Here is an 18,274-nt window from a genome sequence, read left to right as displayed (position 1 = left end):
ATATCTTCCTTTCTCTCTTTCAAGCCAAAAGCTTGAGAGGAGAGATGATATGTTTACCCCTAGTTTGGACCAAGTTCTTGACTTGACAAGGACTTATTCGTCTATTCCCATTTGTAAAACAGTCTATTCAGACACAGTTACCCCCATGATGCTATTGGAGCGTTTACCTAATTCTCCGTATACTTTTCTGCTAGAGAGTGCAGAGGATGGAAAAAAAGAATCTCGGTATTCTTATTTAGGAACAGATCCTTTTCAAATCATTCGTTGCCTTCATGGCTTAATTACGATCACTGAATCTTCTTGTAATGAGAAAATTAAATCGAATGAGCCGCTGAAATGGTTATCTGAATGGCTACGTAAAGATCAAACGCCTGTTTATGAAAATATGCCTCCTTTTCTTGGTGGTGCTTTAGGTTATCTCAATTATGATTCGGTTCGCTATATCTATCCAAATGAAAAGATTACCCAAGTAAACCAAATGCCTGCTGAGAGTGATGATTTTCATTTTATGATGATCAATCGATTGATGGTTTTTGATCATGTGAAAAAAGCGATCCATTTTGTCGTTCATCTAAATGTAGAAAATGTAGACTCTATTGAACAAGATTATTCACGAATGACGGAAGAATTAGAGAATTGGATCAGTGAAATCTTCAAGTCTAAAACTGAGATTACCTCACTGGGTCTCATTGATAATGAGGTTGAAGAGAAGTCTATGCCTCCTGCTAATCTAGAGCCAGAACAGTTTATGAAAAATGTTGAGATAGCCAAGGAAGCCATTCTGGCAGGGGATCTGACCCAGGTGGTTCTTTCACAACGCTTTAAGGTTGAGCAAGCCTCTGATCCGCTTCGTGTCTATCGGATTTTACGTGTGATTAATCCTTCTCCTTATATGTTTTATCTCCGAATGGGTGAAGAGACATTAGTGGGTACGTCACCTGAACTATTACTGCGGGCAAACCGATCAAAGATTGAAGTACGTCCCATTGCGGGTTCGCGTCCGCGTGGAAAAACATTAAAAGATGAAAAAGATTTGGTCGAGGATCTTCTCCAGGATCCCAAAGAACGAGCTGAACACATGATGCTTGTTGACTTGGGGCGAAATGATTTAGAGCGGATTGCGAAAGCAGGGACAGTTGAAGTGACTAGTCTGATGAAGGTAGAGAAATATTCTCATATCATGCATTTGGTATCCCATATACAAGCCGAGTTACACCCTGAACTTCAGCCGATTGATGCATTGATGGCATGTTTCCCAGCCGGGACGGTATCTGGGGCTCCTAGAATTCGAGCAATGGAGATGATCTCCGAGTTAGAGCCAGGGCCACGTGGAGTTTATGCAGGAGCGATTGGTTGCTTCAGTTTTTCAGGTTCGATTGATACTTGTATTGCTATTCGAACCATCGTGTTTCGGGACGGTTGTGCAACGATCCAAGCGGGAGCAGGAATTGTTGCAGATTCCCACCCGGAAAATGAATATTGGGAGACTGTCAATAAAGCAAAAGGGATGATTCGTGCTTTACATCTGGCATCTGAAGAAATGGAAGGAGCGGTTAAAGGATGAAGTCATACTTACTTAAGCTCATGATGGGGAGTCCATTAACTAGAGTTGAAGCTAGAGAAGCCATGGATCTGATGATGAGGGGGCAAGCGACTCCATCCCAAATCGCTAGCTTTCTAACCTCTTTACGGTTAAAAGGGGAGAGTGTCGATGAGCTAATTGGATTTGCCGAAAGTTTACGTAGTCATGCTGCAAACATAGAAGTGTCCAGTTTACAAGCGGTAGACACATGCGGGACTGGAGGGGATGGTGGGAAAACTTTTAATATTTCTACTGCTGCCGCTTTTGTGATTGCTGCTGCTGGAATTCCTGTCGCCAAACATGGATCTGTCGCAGTTTCAGGAAAAACAGGTAGTGCGGAGGTATTGCAAGCTTTAGGGATGGATATTCAATTAAATCCAAAAGAAGCGGAGTACATGCTTGAGAAAACGGGATTAAGTTTTTTATTTGCTCCCTTATATCACCAAGCGATGAAGCATGTGATGCCCATCCGCAAAGAACTTGGTTTTCGTACCTGCTTTAATCTTCTAGGACCCTTAGCCAACCCTGCAAAAGTGAAAATTCAACTGATGGGCGTGTATGATCCAACTTTGGTCGAACCCGTTGCAGAGGTGTTTCGTGCATTAGGAGTTAAACGTGCTTTAGTGGTTTCAAGCTTAGATGGTTTAGATGAAATTACGGTGACAGATACCACCCGGATTTGTGAAGTGAACGGAGATTTGATTTACACCTATGAAGTCACTCCTGAAGAACTAGGAGTAAAAAGAAGCTATATACATGAGATTGCTGGTGGAGATTCACAGTTTAACGCCGCCCTCATGAAACGAATTTTTAACGGAGAACGGGGAGCACCTCGGGATGTGGTTTTACTTAATGCGGGTGCAGTTTTATATCTAACGGGGCAAGCGAACTCCATACAAGAGGGTGTCAAACAAGCAACTCATCTCATCGACGCTGGACACGTAGCTAGCAAGTTAGAAGAAGTAGTTCGTTATTCCAAGGAGGTACAGCATGTTTCTTGAAAAGATTGTTGCGTTGAAGAAGCAAGAGATTCAACAACTTTATGCCCAGTATCACCCAATGGAACAGATGAATGAACGATTCAGTCACTCTCCCGGAAGATCTTTAGTTGAAATCGTGAAACAGTCAAAGGGTGTATCGTTCATCGCAGAGGTAAAGCCCGCCTCACCTTCTCGAGGTGTGATCCGTGAAGAGGTAGATCCGATTGCAACAGCACTTAGTTACGAGAAGGGGGGAGCTTCTGCAATTTCTGTCTTAACCGAAGAGCATTATTTTAAAGGTAAAGCAGAGTCGTTAACTCAAGTTCGTCAACAGGTGAGGCTCCCTGTATTACGAAAAGATTTTATAATGGATCCTATTCAAGTATACGAAAGCAAACAAATGGGAGCAGATGTGATTTTGCTGATTGCTGCACTATTAGACCATCATTCATTGAGGGAGCTAACGGAACTTGCTCATCAGTTAGAAATGGAAGTCTTACTTGAAGTTCATGAGCCCTCAGAGATTGACGCAGCAGTTTTCGCTAATCCTGATTTTATTGGCATTAACAATCGAAACTTAAAAACATTAGCTACTGATTTATCAGTCACAGAACGGTTACGTCCTATGATTCCACCCCCTTTTCTGGTTATTGGAGAGAGTGGGGTACATTCGGTCGAAGACGTAAGACGGATGGTTCAAGCAGGTGTAGATGGGATTTTAATCGGTGAATATCTGATGCGACAGGATGATTCTGAACAAGCTCTACAAGAGTTACGGGATCTGGGTACCGACCATGACTTGGATTAAAATTTGTGGTTTTCAGTGTGAGGAGGAACTACATGCGATCCAAGATTTAGATCTAAATGCTGTCGGATTTGTTCTTGTTCCAGGACGTCGACGGACTGTAAGTAAGGCGAATCTCCGAAACATGATTCACTTAGTCCCTTCTCATCTATTCACTGTTGGAGTGATGATGGATCCTACTTTACAAGAAATCGAAGATTGGTTAACGGAGTTTCCACTTCGAGCGATTCAACTTCATGGAGTGGAGTCACCCTCCTTTTGTGCAGAAGTAAAAAAGCGCTTTTCGATTCAATTAATTAAAACATTTCATGTAGACCATCAAGGGACTAGTACTTCCCCATCATCTTATCTTCCTTGGATTGATCTCGCTTTGTTGGATTCCGTGGTGAAAGGAAAGCGAGGAGGTACAGGGACTTCATTTCAATGGAAGCAGGTAATCCCTCCTTTTCAAAAAGAATGCATACAAGCGAATCTCCCTCTTTGGATTGCAGGAGGTCTTCAAGAAAGCAATATTATTGATCTTCTTCAGATGTACACTCCAGACGGAGTGGATCTTTCAAGTAGTGTAGAGATCCATGGAAAAAAGGATTTGTACTTAATGAGTAGTTTCATTGAAAGGGTGAGAAAACATGGCTCAACCAACAGCCAAAATAACGGATCAAATCAATAAGAAAGTGACAGGGCGATATGGAGAATTTGGTGGGAGATATGTACCAGAGACTTCGATGAATGCTTTAATTACGCTGGAACAAGAGTTTCAGTCAGCGATTCAAGATCAGGATTTTGTTCATGAGTACAAAAAACTATTGAAAGAGTATTCAGGACGTCCAACCCCCCTAACCTTTGCGCAAAGACTCACCCAATATGCGGGTGGTGCCAAAATTTATTTAAAAAGAGAGGATTTAAATCACACAGGTGCACACAAAATTAATAATGCTCTCGGTCAAGCGTTATTAGCTAAACGAATGGGAAAGAAAAAGTTAATAGCGGAAACAGGTGCAGGTCAACATGGCGTGGCAACGGCAACAGTGGCAGCACTTCTAGGAATGGAATGTCGTGTCTTTATGGGAGCAGAAGATGTAAAACGTCAACAATTGAACGTGTTCCGAATGGAATTATTGGGGGCAGAAGTGGTTTCTGTCACATCTGGAACTCAAACTTTAAAAGACGCTACCAATGAAGCTTTACGACAATGGGTGGCAGAGGTAGATGAAACGTTTTATTTAATTGGCTCTGCAGTAGGTCCACATCCTTATCCACAAATGGTTAAATACTTTCAACGGGTCATCAGTGATGAAGCAAGAGCTCAACTGTTGTTGGTAGAAGATCGTTTGCCTTCCGATGTGATAGCTTGTGTGGGCGGAGGAAGTAATGCCATTGGTATGTTTGCCGCTTTTTTAGATGATCATTCTGTTCGATTACATGGAGTAGAGGCTGCCGGAAAAGGTTTGGACACACAGCAACATGCCGCTTCATTAACGAAAGGTCGTCCAGGTGTGTTACATGGTGCTTATAGTTATCTTTTACAGGACCCCCATGGACAAATTATCCCAGCTCACTCGATTTCTGCTGGATTAGATTATCCAGGTGTGGGACCAGAGCATTCTTTCCTCAAAGAGATGAAACGTGCTCGTTATACATCGGTTACTGATCAACAAGCTTTACAGGCTGTTAAAATCTTATGTCAAACAGAAGGGATCTTGCCTGCTTTGGAATCTGCCCATGCGATTGCTGAAGCAATTCAACTAGCAGTTACCCTTTCTTCTGACGAAATTGTACTCGTTTGTCTTTCAGGACGCGGTGATAAAGATGTGGAAACGATTCGACAAGCAGTTAAGGAGGAGCGAACATGAATTCCTTACAAAAGGCCTTCAAGAAACCTGGAACTCATCTTATTCCATTTATTACAGCTGGAGATCCAAATGTAGAGGTAACGGAATCAATCATCGAGCTGTTGGAGGAGGAAGGAGTTACTGCAATCGAATTGGGAGTTCCTTTCTCTGAACCAGTGGCTGATGGTCCGACGATTCAAGCAGCTTCACAGCGAGCATTAGAGAATGGTGTTAAGTTAATGAGTGTTTTAGATCTAGCTAGACGGGTACGAGAAAAGGGATGTCAAGTTCCGCTTATTTTATTTTCTTATTATAATCCACTTCTACAGTATGGATTAGAACGTTTAATTGGAGAGTTAGCCGAGATTGGTTTTCAAGGTATGATCATTCCCGACTTACCTTTTGAGGAGAGTGGTTCACTTCGTCAGTGGGCAAAAAATGAAGGGATTGCCGTGATCCCTCTAGTTGCCCCCACTTCTAGACAGCGAATTGAAATGATTGTAGAGGAAGCAGAAGGATTTGTTTATTGTATCTCCTCTTTAGGAACAACAGGACAACGGTCTCAATTTGATGAGCAAATTTTTTCTTTTTTACAGACGGTTCGACAGGCAAGTCCGGTTCCGATTGCAGTTGGTTTTGGGATCTCATCTCCCGAACAGGTTGCTCGGTTTTCTTCCTATAGTGATGCTGTAATCGTTGGTAGTTCATTGGTGGAACGAATTCATCAACTGTCCCCTACACTTATGGACCCCGCTCGTAGGGACGAAGGATTAGAGGAGGTTCGGAGATTTGTCAGACATCTAAAATCAGAGTAAAATTAGGAAAAAGAGATAGAGGGGTTATTCCATGAAACCAAAAGCATCTATTCAAGGTTTGGGTGTTTACCAGCCTGGAAAACCGTTGGAAGAAGTTAAAAGAGAGTTAGGAATCGAGAAAGTCATCAAGCTTGCTTCAAATGAGAACCCTTTTGGATGTTCTTCACAGGTATGGACGTCCTTAGCTGAGGTTAAAGACCAATTTCATCTCTACCCAGAAGGAACTGCCCCTATTTTAAGAGAAGCTCTGGCGGAACATATAGAAGTTGATCCACGCCGTATGATCTTTGGCAATGGTTCAGATGAAGTTGTACAAATGATCGCTCGTGCTTACTTGGAACCTGAGACAGAATCCATTATGGCAGATCACACATTTCCACGTTATGAGACAGTCACACGAATTGAAGGAGCCACGCCAATTCTAATCCCATTAAAGGATGGAACTCATGATTTAAAGGCAATGAGAGAAGCTATTACTGAGAAAACACGGATCGTATGGATTTGCAATCCAAATAATCCAACAGGAACGATTGTAAGTCATGAGGAGTTGGAGCAATTTCTAGATGACCTCCCCGATCATGTGTGTGTTGTCATTGATGAAGCTTACGCCGAATATGTCGTTGATCCATCATATCCTGATAGCCTTTCACTCTTAGACTATAATCCTAATATCATCATCACCCGAACTTTTTCAAAAATTTATGGATTAGCAGCTTTTCGTGTTGGTTATGGAATCGGTCATCCAGATGTATTGAAGCAATTAAACCGGGTTCGGGAACCATTTAACGTTAATCGGTTAGCACAACAAGCGGCAACATCAGCTGTGAAAGACCAAACATTTGTGTTGTATTGTCGCAACCAAAACCGTTTAGGAATGAAGAAAATCATGTCTCAACTAGATCGTTGGGGATGTCATTACTTCCCTGCACATGGCAACTTTATCTTATTTGATACAGGTTCACCCGCCGATGAAGTATTTCAATACCTGCTCCAAAAAGGGATTATTGTTCGGTCTGGTCAAGCGTTAGGCTTTCCCACATCTATCAGAGTGACGGTTGGGACAGACGAAGAAAATGACCGCTTTTTAGAAGCATATCAATCGTTGATCGAGGAGAAAGGATCGTTGTAATTAATGCCAGAACGTGTAGCTATTCTGGGAATGGGTTTGATTGGTGGTTCGATTGCTTTAGGTTTAAAAGAGAGAACTTCTGTTGAGGTAATTGGATTTGACCATGCGGATCAGAATTTACAGCTTGCTGAATCGTTAGGTGCGATTGATAAAGGAACAACCCAATTAAACCAGGCTGTAGAAGGCGTTGACTTTATCATCATTGCACTACCAGTGACGCTGATCAAACATACAATTTTAGAACTATCGGCTCTTTCTCTTTCTTCCAATTGTATTGTGACAGACGTGGGAAGTACGAAAGCTGAAATCGTTCAAACTGGCAAAGTACTCATCGAACAGGGAGTTACCTTTATTGGAGGTCATCCGATGGCTGGGTCGCATCAATCGGGGATGCAGGCGGCTCAGTCTCTCTTATTTGAAAATGCATACTATGTCTTAACTCCAGAGGTTGAGACATCCATGCAAGCAATTCAGCGGTTAGGTGGCTTATTAGAGAGAGCGACTTTAGCTAAGCTGGTTTTGATGGAGCCTAGTGCGCATGATCGGGTAGTTGGGGCGATCAGCCACCTCCCCCATGTGATTGCAGCGGGACTCGTCAATCAAGTGGGAAAATATAACGAAGAAAATGAATGGTTTCATTTGTTAGCAGCGGGAGGATTTCGAGATTTAACAAGGATTGGCGCAAGTGATCCAACAATGTGGAGAGATATTTTACTTACCAATCATCAAGCATTGATTCCGTTGTTAGATGATTGGATTAAGCAAATGGTGCACTTTCGCACAGCTATTCAAGAAAAAAATGCAGATCAGATTGAAGAGCTATTTACTCGTTCTAGAGAATTACGTCGTCAATTACCCGAAAAAAAACGGAAAGGAATCCTTGCCCCTTTTTTTGAATGTGTGGTAGATATTTGTGATCAGCCTGGGGAGATTGCTTATCTAACGAAGCTTTTGGGTCAACAAAAAATTAATATCAAAAATATATGTATATTGGAGAATCGTGAGTATACACCAGGTGTTCTCCGACTTTCTTTTCAATCACAGCAAGATGTGATCCAGGCAGTCACTTATCTTCGTCATTCAGGATATACCGTTTATATGGATGATGAGTGAAAGGAGTAAAGCATGAGTCAGATCCAAGTTTCTCGCTCAAAACCTTTTCAGAAAACATTTAGGGTTCCTGGAGATAAATCTATTTCTCACCGATCGATCATGTTGGGGGCTCTTGCTGAAGGGATTACTACAGTTAAAGGATTTTTAACTGGGGCAGATTGTTTAAACACCATGACCTGTTTTCAACAAATGGGTGTACACATGGAGCGACCTGAAGAAACTACGCTATACATCTATGGAAAAGGGATGGAGGGGCTAAAGGAGCTCAAACAACCACTAGATGTTGGTAACTCTGGAACTACGATTCGATTGATGGCAGGTCTTTTATCGGCAGCCCCGTTTTTCTCTGTCTTAATTGGAGATGATTCGATTTCACGACGACCGATGTCACGAATCGTAGAACCTTTACGCCTGATGGGGGCCAAAATTGATGGCAGACAGGGTGGGAAATATACGCCTTTAGTGATTCATGGTTCTCCTTTACAAGGAATCACTTACCAAACACCTGTTGCTAGTGCCCAAGTGAAGTCAGCCCTTATGTTAGCAGGTCTGTTTGCGGAAGGTCAAACCATACTGAAAGAACCCTCTCTGTCTCGGGATCATACTGAAAGATTACTGCCCGCTTTTGGGGTGGAAGTGAATCGGGATGATGATTGCATGGTTTCTATTCAAGGGAAACAGTCACTTTCTGCAACGACTGTTCAAGTACCTGGGGATTTTTCGTCAGCAGCGTTTCTACTAGCTACAGCTTGTATGGTTCCAGGGAGTCGGGTTACGGTCGAAGGAGTTGGGCTTAATCCTACAAGAATAGGACTAATCGAAGCACTTAGCCAAATGGGTGCTGACATCGAGTGGGAGATTACCGATTTTTCCTGTCATGAACCCATGGGGCGAGTAACAATTGTCGCCGAGGAGTTGGTGGGCTCTATATTTGGTGGAGAGATCATTCCACGTATGATCGATGAAATCCCAATTTTGGCAGTGATCGCTACCCAAGCAAAAGGGCGTACGATCATTCGCGATGCGGAAGAGCTGAAGGTGAAAGAAACGAATCGAATTCGAGCTATTACCCAGGAGCTACGGAAGCTAGGCGCACAGATTGAGGAAACAGAAGATGGTTTGATGATCGAAGGTCCTACTCCGCTTCAAGGTGGGGTTTGTCAAAGTCATGGAGATCATCGAATTGGAATGGCATTGGCTGTCGCAGGTCTTGCTTCAAAGGATGGGGTTCGGGTAGAACAGGCAGAAGCAATTCAAATATCATTTCCGGGATTTGAAGAGATGATCCTTCGTTTATAGTTAGTACAAATCAGAAAATTAGGAATTAAGTGTTGACCTTGTCCACTGATTTTCGTATAATTAAACTACAGTATGGTTTCTCTCCACTCCTATCCAATATTGTACGTCTTGTGCAAAACCGCTCTTCATTGGGCGGTTCTTTTTTTTATTCTCCAGTCATATTTTTTGATGAGGAGGGTTGTCTAATGTTCATTCAACGATATTGGCGGTGGTGGATCGAAGCGACTTTTGTACTCATAAGTATTACATTATTGAAAATTTGGGTGTTTCCTTTTTTTATCTCTATCTGGTTTCCAACCAATGACTTATCTTCTCTGATGCTTGAATGGACATTGATTATGGTGGGAATCATCACATGTTTTATATACATCGGCTTGGGATCGTCAGCGAAATTTAGCCATCGGTTATCATTGAGTGAAGCAATCATCTGTTTTTTTATCATTCATATCCCATTACTACTCCCCGAATGGGCAGGAATGCTTGAGATAAAAACAGGGTGGAAAAATATGATCGGGGATCTTTTTGCTCTCTTTTTTCCTAAACAATCGCTTCCTTTAGGATTGATGTTTTCAATATATTTTAGTTTGTTCTTATTTGGGAGAGGGATTCAAGTCCAAGAGACTTATGACCAGGAGAGAGACTCTCTGACGAAAGTTACACAAAAAAATAGATGATAGTTGTATGGAATTAGCCTAAAGAGCACTTGATCATGCTTTGAAAGGTGACAGGTAAGTTTATCTGGGGTTCACTCTATTTTGATTCCATAGGTCTATCTGTACTGTTTCTTGTCCAAACTAATTATAGTGGTAATGCCATTGGATAGTGAGGATGATGTGACAGTGCGAATGGCTGATTGGTTAACTTATACAGATATTGAACAGTTAAAACAATTAAACCGTTTTTACGGTGGCGTAGTAAGTGACCATCATTCAAAACATGACTTGATCTGTGCTGTATTAAGAAAGGTGGGGAAAAAGTCAAGCTTGGATCAGATGGTTGTAGACTTGTCCCCTTCACAACATCGGTTTATGCAATTAATCATCTTGGATCACAGTCCATCTTATACAATGGAAGAGCTATTAGCTAAAGGGAGAGCAGCATTACAGAATGATCAAGGAGAACCGCGAAGTTTAGTCGTAGGGGCATTAAAAAGAGGATGGTTATTTACTGGTTATTCGCATCGCACGCAATATTTATATCATATTCCATCAGATCTTAGGGAGCAAATGACGGACTTGTTTATTCGCCCATTCCTAAATGATATAGAGGTATTGTTACGCCCTCCCTCCTTTTATCGGAATGAGGAAGGACAACTCGTTAAAGATCTTTATCGTTTCCTTGATTTGATTCGCAAAGAAGTTCTTCGATTGACTTTAGATGGGGCAATCCATAAACAACAACAGAAGCAATTATTAAAAACATTTGTGATTAACGAGGACGTGATCAACCAGAAAGGCCCTCGCTTTGGTTTTGGCAGGATGTATCATCTTTACCCAGATCGGTTTTCGCTTCTCTATGATTATGCATTTTACAAAGGATACTTTAGAGAAAATAAAGAAAATTTAAGTTTAACGGATATCGGAAACGGGTATTTATATAAAAACGACTCCAATGCAGATAAACAGCTTTATCGCTTTTGGATTCGTCTCTATCGTAAGCCCATTCCACATCTACCCATTATCTTGCGCTGGATTGGTTTACTTAGTCGATCTAAATGGATGCCGACGGAACAGATCTATAAGGCAGTTAATGAATGGATTTCCCCGTATTATTACGAGAGTCAAGAGTCATTATTTAGAAAGACCATTCAAATGCTTGTCCATCTGGGGATTTTACAATTTGGAGTGGAGCAAGATCAATCTTTGGTGAAACTTACTCAATCGGGTGTCAAGTGGATGCATGGAATCTCCGCATTTCGTGAACAAGTGATTGAAGAAGGTTTCATAAAATCGGGGAAATAAGCAGGAAATAAACCTCCCGAACTCGAATCATAGATATACTCAGATACCATTTCAGCGCCATATTTTCTGAGGCGGGCAGACGAAAAGACATAATATTCAATCACAAAAGCGGGGTGGGAGAAGGAAGATGAGCCATACAGTTTCCATCGCTGAGAAAAAAGAGTTTATTGGATGGTTTTTAGATCGGTATGAGTTGAAAATCAAACAAGCAGCCTTTTTGCTCAATTACCTGTCTTCCAATCAGGAATTGTTAAAGCGGGTCCACTTTGTCGATAATGCCCAAAATTTAAGTAAGTCAATGATTCTTTCTGCCACTTGTAGCAATATGATTCCATTTAAGTTTATCAAAAATAAACGGGTTGGAACAGATGTCGAAGCAGCTTTTTACGATATCCGAACTTATCCCCATGAAGATTTATATATTGAGCTGTATTTCAAAGACCGGGCAGCGTGTCCTGAGTATGCCGCGGTATTGGAGGTTAATCCCATGGAAAAACATGACTTGGTGCAAGACCATTTGCTCAGTCTGTTCGCGGAGATGCTTCTTGATCAAGCGGTTAGAGAATTTCAACAACAAGAATTATACAAGAAAATCGACGACGCGTTAGCTACAGGGGACAAACAGACTTTTTTACAGCTCAGCGAACAATGGAATAAGATAGTAGAGTCAAAACAATAATTTAGATATAATGCTCGACAGAGATGTCGGGCATTTTTATGTGGAAAAGAGGATGATCACATGGAATTAATGACTATGTCAGATCGAGATTGGCAAGAGGTTTCTCCCTTTGTAGATACTCTTTGTATTCCTGTATCAGGGATTCGAATCCAGCAAAAGCAGATTTTTGTACAACAGTCCCGTTTGTTGGAACGTGTTGCTACATCATTAGAGAAAAAATTAAAAGGACGAATTCTATTACTACCTACAATTTCATATATTGGACAAAATCATGAAGTTTTTATGGCATATTTTAATGAGATAATCAAAGAGATAAAAGACTCAGGCTTTTATCATCTTGTAATCGTTTCCACTGAGTCTTTATCAGTCTGTGATCCTAGTCAGCAGATCAAAGTTCTAACTCATCAAGTTAATTTAGAAGATACTGCTACTGATGAGCAACTGGAACAAGCTGTTCATCTGCTTTTTCAGGATGTTCTTCAAATGTGGCAAAACGATCCAAATATTGACAGTTAAAAGTTAGGATTTTGTCGTCTGATATTCACAGCTCATTCCTTGACTTTTTCAAGGGGCATTCGCTATCATGTATATGTCCTAGTAAAAGAGTAATTTGTCCTAGCAAGTTAAACAAGGTTCCGGTCCGAGTGGACGGTTATACCGTATAGAAGGAGGTCGGACGAGTCGTGAGTAAGAAAGTTTCCCGCCGTCAATTTTTAACTTACACATTGGGTGGGACAGCTGGGTTCCTTGCATCTGGGATGTTATTTCCAATGGTGCGCTTTGCAGTTGACCCTGTACTGAAACAAGGTGGAGATGAGACTTTTATTGATGTCAATCTACCAGTCAGTGAAATTACTGAAAGACCTAAATCGGTTAGTTTCGTAGTTCAAGGGCGCAAAGATGGTTGGTATGTACCTGAAAAAGGGGAACCATTTACAGCGTGGGTATTTAAGGATAAAGCTGGAGAGATCGTTGCTCTATCCCCCATCTGTAAACACTTGGGCTGTACGGTAAGCTGGGAAGGTAACCCCCAATTCAAGAACGAGTTTTTCTGTCCTTGTCACTTTGGGCGTTATGATGCTAATGGAGTCAACCTTCCTGGAAGCCCACCAAATAAACCGTTAGATAAGTATAAGATTAAAGTTGAAAACGGTAACTTATTGATTGGCCCAGTAGTTAAAGGATAATGTGCGGTGATGGGAGGTGTAGCATAGATGCTGCGCGCCATTTATGATTGGGTAGATGAACGCATTGACGTTACGCCATTATGGCGAGATATAGCAGATCACGAGGTGCCAGAACACGTGAACCCTGCCCACCATTTTTCAGCATTTATTTATTGCTTTGGTGGATTGACATTTTTCGTAGTTGTCATTCAAATCCTTTCCGGGATGTTTCTGGCAATGAACTATGTTCCGGATATTGTTAATGCCCATGCAAGTGTTCAGTACTTACAAAATGAGGTGGCTATGGGCGCCATCGTACGGGGAATGCATCACTGGGGTGCGAGTGTAGCCATCGTTATGCTCTTCTTGCATACTTTACGTGTATTCTTCACCGGTTCATACAAAAACCCACGTGAATTTAACTGGGTGATTGGTATGTCCATTTTCTTTGTAATGTTAGGTCTAGGATTTACTGGCTATCTCTTACCTTGGGACAATAAAGCTTATTTTGCTACCAAGGTTGGGGTTGAGATTGCCGCTTCTGTTCCTTACTTAGGACCTTATATTGCAACGTTCCTTCAAGGTGGAGATATCGTAGGTGCTCAAACGATTGCTCGTTTCTTTGCCCTACATGTATTCTTCTTACCAGCGGCTCTATTAGGACTGTTGGGAGCCCATTTCTTATTAATTCGTCGTCAGGGCATCTCAGGCCCACTATAAGGTCTGCGTGTGAGGAGGGATCCACTTGGCAAACCAACAAGACGGAAACCAAAAGCAAGTCCACTATGTGGGAGACTCGCGCGTTCGTGCAGACCGTCCGAAGTTATATCCCAAGGACTATTCTGAGTTTCCAGGTAAAACTGAAGCATTTTTTCCTGACTTTTTATTAAAAGAATGGATGGTAGCTGCCGTCTTCTTAGTTGGATTTATGACTTTGGTTATGGCAGAAGAACCACCACTGGGTGAAGTGGCTGACCCCACAAACACCAGTTTCTTGCCTGTTCCAGACTGGTACTTCTTATTCTTGTACCAATTGCTTAAATACAAATGGGCATCTGGAGATTATGTAGTAATCGGTACTTTAGTTGTTCCTTTCATTTTGTTTATGGGATTATTCCTAGCTCCTTGGTTGGATCGTAGTAAAGAGCGTCAACCTCTGAAGCGTCCAGTTACTACTGGCTTAATGGTTATCGCGCTAATTTCGGTAGCTGCACTTACTTGGGCAGCTGAATATGAACATGAAGCTCAATTAATTTCTTCTGCAGGACCTGTACCTAAAAATACACAGGTAGTTGGTAAATATGAAGAAGGTTATAAACTTTATTCCCAAAGTGCATGTATTACATGCCATGGTGACCAATTACAGGGTGTAGGTGGTCCTGGTCTTCTCGGTGTAGGTGACCGGATGAAGGGTGACAAAACATTAACTGCCGAAGATATGATTGATATCATTGATAACGGTCGCGGTGCAATGCCAGCTGGTATGTTCCAAGGTAGTGAGGAGCAGAAAAAAGTACTCGTTGACTGGTTAATGAAACAAAAGCAAAAATAATTTGTACTCATTCCAACCCAACCTGGTTGCTTTTTGGCAGCCAGGTTTTTATCATGTAAAATAAAATCTAGATGAAAGGAGGAATAAACGGTGAAACTCCTTTGGTTTCATTTTCGTTCACTATTGATGAGCTCATGGTTCTTATGGATCCTTTTTATCATTAACTTATTTGGTTCTATTTATGGGTTTTACTGGTATAAAAATCAATTGGCTATTACTGAGCCAAGTCTAATCATTTTTGTTCCAGATAGTCCTACAGCTAGTGCATTTTTTACGATGGTCTTACTTCTTTATCTGTTATCTCGGCGCAGCCCTTTAATGGAATCTTTTGCATCAATCACTCTATTTAAATATGGAATTTGGGCAGTTGTCATGATTATTTGGGGTGGAGCATTAGATGATCGTCCATTTATGGATGCTTTGACATGGCAGCATTGGATGCTGATTGGGTCGCATTTAGGAATGGCGGCGCAAGCTTTGTTATACTCACCGTTTTATACATATGGAGTCAAGGAAATTTTGATTGTTTCAGGATGGACCTTACTCAATGATGGATTAGATTATGGTTTAAAAATTCATCCTTGGGTGGCTCCAACGTTGGAACCATTTATTCATTGGGTCGGCTGGTTTACCTTTATACTTAGCTTAGTCACGATATTTCTTTTCACTATTTTACAAATGAGAAAAGAACTGCAAGGAATAAAGTCATAAACAGCTATGTTGATAATAAAACGAACAGATGAATTTAGATGGTCGATGAATTAGATAAAGTCATTTTTTATGTAAAACTTTCATATCTCATTGAACATCAACACTATATGGTGTGCGAAAAGTCGGAAGATAGTCCGGCTTTTTTTATTGGAAGACATATTAAATTGGACAAACTGAATAGATTGATAAAAAGGGTTAACGAGGGGAGGGAGAAAGGGTGTTTACTCGAGTTAGGGGATATCTCTTTCTCTGTAGTTTTCTTATCTATTTCCTATTCCAACCGATTACTTTGGCAAGTACGGATTTCCAAAAAGAGAGTGAGAGTTGGTCTCGAACAGCGAATCTAGTCGTCAAATGGATTGATAAAGGAGATTATCTAGAGGCGAAAACCCAATTAGCTATTCTTGCCAATCAATTTTCAAAGTCCAATTTATCTGATAAAAACCTGAGTATTGAGGCTATTCATGAGTTATCTAATGTCATTTTAGATTTAGAACATCAGCTCAATCGTATTACGCCCAATGAAGAAGAAATCAGGGTCTCAGCGATCCGCTTACAAGTAGCCTTTGATGCAGTATCTCATCCTCACCAACCTTTATGGAAACGATATTATGATCCGATGAAGAAACATATCCAACATATCAAAGAAGCAATTGTGCAGAAGGATTTGGATTCAGTCCAGGAAGCTGTGAAGCAATTGTTGGATGAATATCACATGGTTCGTCCCGCATTAGTCATAACGAAAAGCCCTTCAACGGTACATAAAGTAGATTCACTACTCACATTCATTGAAAAACAGACTGATTTGTCTAAGTTGGATCAGGGAGTTAAACAACTAGAAACTCTTTTACAACCTTTATTTTTCGGGACTGAAAAAGATGTGATGGCTGTGACTCAAGAGATTAGTGGGGTTTCTGTTCAAGTATTTATTTTTTGGGTAAGTAGTTTTATTGCAGGTGTACTGACTTATGTAAGTTGGACGAGATATCAGGTGAGGATGGATGAGTGATCGTGGAAGAATGAGTGAGTATCCATGATTGGAAATTGAAACTCTGTATAAGCAAAAAGTAAGCATGAACTATCGTCGACGTAAGACTCATGCTTACTTTTTGTCTTAAAAAATTGTGCTATAAACAAAAACTTCTCCCAATTGGAGAAGTAGTCAAAATGGTTGGTCTTTAGCCCTCTATGGCTTTTGATTGACTCAATTTTTTAATAACTTCTTTACATCCTTCTAATTCATTATACCAAAGGGAAAATGGTAAGTTTATATGTTGATCTAGCTCAATCCCTTTTTCCAGACGGACCATTTTAGCGTTGATGGCTCGAATCATAAGAGCAATCTCTTCATCTGTAAAGTAGACTAACTCTTCAAAGATGGGGTGCCAATTACGACCTACAAGTTCATCTAAAGAAACGCTGTAAAAGTCGGCGATCCGACACAGATTATGTAGGCTTGGTTCTCTGCTACCTTTTTCAAATTTGTGTAGTGATAAGGAGTTCATGTTCATCTTAGAAGCTGCTTCTTCGATGGTGAGCTTTTTTTGTTTCCGAAGTTGGGTTAAGCGGTCGGAAAGCAATCGATTCTCTCCTTTCTACATCTAAGACTGTAGTGAAATGGTTGATTTCCTTTTAAAGATATGCATTAAATTGAAAAAACTGACTGTTATTTATAAAAAAATCCCCATCAATCATTGATGGGGATTCGGGTGATCTTGATCTGTTCGTTCAAAAGAGAAGCCTTCACCATGAACATCACGTGCATCATTAACAACGACAAATGCATAGGGATCTCTTTCATGAACAATTTGCTTTAGTTTTGGCATTTCGTTGGGTGCTACAACGACATAGAGTACCTCTTTTTCTGCACCTGTATATGCGCCCTTGCCTTTGAGAATCGTTACACCTCGACCCATTTTTTGTGTAATGGTGGTGGCTACATCTTGAGCTGAATTGGAGATGATCATGGCTGCTTTCGAGGCGCTTAGTCCTTCGACTACAAAATCAATAACCCGAGCACCTACGAATACAGCGACTAGTGTATACATGGCCATCTGTAAATTGAATAAGAAAATAGTAGATGAAATCACTGCGAGGTCAAATAAGAACATAGTCCGACCAATACTCCACCCAAAGTATTTATTGACAAGGCGTGCAATAATATCAACGCCGCCAGTTGTTCCCCCTACACGGAAGATCATACCTAATCCAATTCCGGTTAAGACACCTGTATATAAAGCCACTAGAAGGAGATCACCCAGTGGTTTTGTATTTTCGGCTAAGCTTTTGGTTAATTCAAGCATAATGGATACACCTGAAATCCCAACGATGGTGTAAACAAGGGTTCGTTTACCAAATACTTTATACCCAACAAATAAGAGAGGGATATTTAGAATGAAAATTAATAGCCCAGGAGACCAATCAAATAGATAATTTAGGATCAGTGCAATCCCTGTAAAGCCACCTTCAGCTAATTGGTTGGGGATGGCAAAGTAATTAATCCCGATTGCAAAAATGGTTGAACCGAGCAAAATGATGAAGATATTACGAATATGAAGTGTTATTTTGTGTGTCATGGAACTGTCGCCTCTTCTTTACCATATACTTATAATCCCGCTATATTATACATGCCCTCATATAGTTTATCAAT

Annotated in this window: 20 protein-coding genes; 18 read left to right on the top strand and 2 right to left on the bottom strand. The window is 41.0% G+C overall.

All coding sequences use genetic code 11. The features are described from left to right. Positions 1-49 precede the first annotated feature (49 nt). The 18 genes from trpE to EDD58_RS11240 all read left to right on the top strand — a co-directional run bounded on the left by trpE (position 50) and on the right by EDD58_RS11240 (position 16,633). The gene (gene trpE, locus EDD58_RS11325; protein WP_131925677.1) at positions 50-1,564 is read left to right on the top strand and encodes an anthranilate synthase component I; all 1,515 of its coding nucleotides are present in this window, start codon (positions 50-52) and stop codon (positions 1,562-1,564) included. Next, positions 1,561-2,583, top strand: coding sequence for an anthranilate phosphoribosyltransferase (gene trpD, locus EDD58_RS11320; protein ID WP_131925675.1), 1,023 nt, complete (start codon positions 1,561-1,563; stop codon positions 2,581-2,583). Before trpE ends, trpD begins: the two co-directional genes overlap by 4 nt. Next, positions 2,573-3,370: an indole-3-glycerol phosphate synthase TrpC gene (trpC, locus tag EDD58_RS11315; protein ID WP_131925673.1), complete on the top strand. Its 798-nt coding sequence runs from the start codon at positions 2,573-2,575 to the stop codon at positions 3,368-3,370. Before trpD ends, trpC begins: the two co-directional genes overlap by 11 nt. Continuing rightward, the gene (locus tag EDD58_RS11310; protein WP_165875948.1) at positions 3,357-4,037 is read left to right on the top strand and encodes a phosphoribosylanthranilate isomerase; all 681 of its coding nucleotides are present in this window, start codon (positions 3,357-3,359) and stop codon (positions 4,035-4,037) included. The genes trpC and EDD58_RS11310 overlap by 14 nt, the downstream gene beginning before the upstream one ends. After that, positions 3,997-5,220 (top strand): tryptophan synthase subunit beta, encoded by a 1,224-nt coding sequence (gene trpB / locus EDD58_RS11305; RefSeq protein ID WP_131925669.1) that lies wholly within the window; start codon positions 3,997-3,999, stop codon positions 5,218-5,220. The genes EDD58_RS11310 and trpB overlap by 41 nt, the downstream gene beginning before the upstream one ends. After that, positions 5,217-6,014, top strand: a complete 798-nt coding sequence (trpA, locus tag EDD58_RS11300; protein WP_131925667.1) for a tryptophan synthase subunit alpha — start codon at positions 5,217-5,219, stop codon at positions 6,012-6,014. The genes trpB and trpA overlap by 4 nt, the downstream gene beginning before the upstream one ends. A 31-nt stretch (positions 6,015-6,045) precedes the next feature. Next, positions 6,046-7,143: a histidinol-phosphate transaminase gene (gene hisC / locus EDD58_RS11295; protein ID WP_131925665.1), complete on the top strand. Its 1,098-nt coding sequence runs from the start codon at positions 6,046-6,048 to the stop codon at positions 7,141-7,143. 3 nt (positions 7,144-7,146) lie between these two features. Continuing rightward, complete coding sequence (locus EDD58_RS11290; RefSeq protein WP_131925663.1) at positions 7,147-8,256, top strand: prephenate dehydrogenase; 1,110 nt, start codon at positions 7,147-7,149, stop codon at positions 8,254-8,256. 12 nt (positions 8,257-8,268) lie between these two features. Beyond that, positions 8,269-9,555: a 3-phosphoshikimate 1-carboxyvinyltransferase gene (gene aroA / locus EDD58_RS11285; RefSeq protein WP_131925661.1), complete on the top strand. Its 1,287-nt coding sequence runs from the start codon at positions 8,269-8,271 to the stop codon at positions 9,553-9,555. Positions 9,556-9,740: 185 nt separating this feature from the next. Further along, on the top strand, positions 9,741-10,229 hold the full coding sequence (locus EDD58_RS11280; protein WP_131925659.1) for a hypothetical protein: 489 nt from the start codon (positions 9,741-9,743) through the stop codon (positions 10,227-10,229). 141 nt (positions 10,230-10,370) lie between these two features. Continuing rightward, positions 10,371-11,516, top strand: a complete 1,146-nt coding sequence (locus tag EDD58_RS11275; protein WP_131925657.1) for a hypothetical protein — start codon at positions 10,371-10,373, stop codon at positions 11,514-11,516. A 127-nt stretch (positions 11,517-11,643) separates the two neighbouring features. Then, positions 11,644-12,195, top strand: a complete 552-nt coding sequence (locus EDD58_RS11270) for a ReoY family proteolytic degradation factor (RefSeq protein ID WP_131925655.1) — start codon at positions 11,644-11,646, stop codon at positions 12,193-12,195. A 60-nt stretch (positions 12,196-12,255) separates the two neighbouring features. Further along, the gene (locus EDD58_RS11265) at positions 12,256-12,711 is read left to right on the top strand and encodes a DUF2487 family protein (protein ID WP_131925653.1); all 456 of its coding nucleotides are present in this window, start codon (positions 12,256-12,258) and stop codon (positions 12,709-12,711) included. A gap of 167 nt (positions 12,712-12,878) precedes the next feature. After that, complete coding sequence (locus EDD58_RS11260; RefSeq protein ID WP_131925651.1) at positions 12,879-13,382, top strand: QcrA and Rieske domain-containing protein; 504 nt, start codon at positions 12,879-12,881, stop codon at positions 13,380-13,382. A 27-nt stretch (positions 13,383-13,409) separates the two neighbouring features. Next, positions 13,410-14,081 carry a menaquinol-cytochrome c reductase cytochrome b subunit gene (gene qcrB / locus EDD58_RS11255; RefSeq protein WP_131925649.1) on the top strand — a complete coding sequence of 224 codons (672 nt, stop codon included), beginning with the start codon at positions 13,410-13,412 and terminating at the stop codon, positions 14,079-14,081. Between the two features lie 25 nt (positions 14,082-14,106). Next, positions 14,107-14,913: a menaquinol-cytochrome c reductase cytochrome b/c subunit gene (locus EDD58_RS11250; protein ID WP_131925647.1), complete on the top strand. Its 807-nt coding sequence runs from the start codon at positions 14,107-14,109 to the stop codon at positions 14,911-14,913. Positions 14,914-15,003: 90 nt separating this feature from the next. After that, complete coding sequence (locus EDD58_RS11245) at positions 15,004-15,624, top strand: DUF1405 domain-containing protein (protein WP_243648721.1); 621 nt, start codon at positions 15,004-15,006, stop codon at positions 15,622-15,624. A gap of 217 nt (positions 15,625-15,841) precedes the next feature. Beyond that, a complete protein-coding gene (locus tag EDD58_RS11240) occupies positions 15,842-16,633 on the top strand; it encodes a sporulation protein YpjB (RefSeq protein ID WP_131925645.1) in 792 nt (263 codons plus the stop codon). A gap of 169 nt (positions 16,634-16,802) precedes the next feature. Here EDD58_RS11240 and EDD58_RS11235 read toward each other — a convergent pair whose 3' ends face one another. Continuing rightward, a complete protein-coding gene (locus tag EDD58_RS11235; RefSeq protein WP_131925643.1) occupies positions 16,803-17,204 on the bottom strand; it encodes a helix-turn-helix domain-containing protein in 402 nt (133 codons plus the stop codon). A gap of 111 nt (positions 17,205-17,315) precedes the next feature. Then, positions 17,316-18,200 (bottom strand): YitT family protein, encoded by an 885-nt coding sequence (locus EDD58_RS11230; protein WP_131925641.1) that lies wholly within the window; start codon positions 18,198-18,200, stop codon positions 17,316-17,318. Between the last annotated feature and the right edge of the window lie 74 nt (positions 18,201-18,274).

The sequence above is a fragment of the Hazenella coriacea genome (assembly GCF_004341825.1).
GTDB lineage: Bacteria > Bacillota > Bacilli > Thermoactinomycetales > Thermoactinomycetaceae > Hazenella > Hazenella coriacea.
This window is presented reverse-complemented; position numbering and strand designations above follow the sequence as displayed.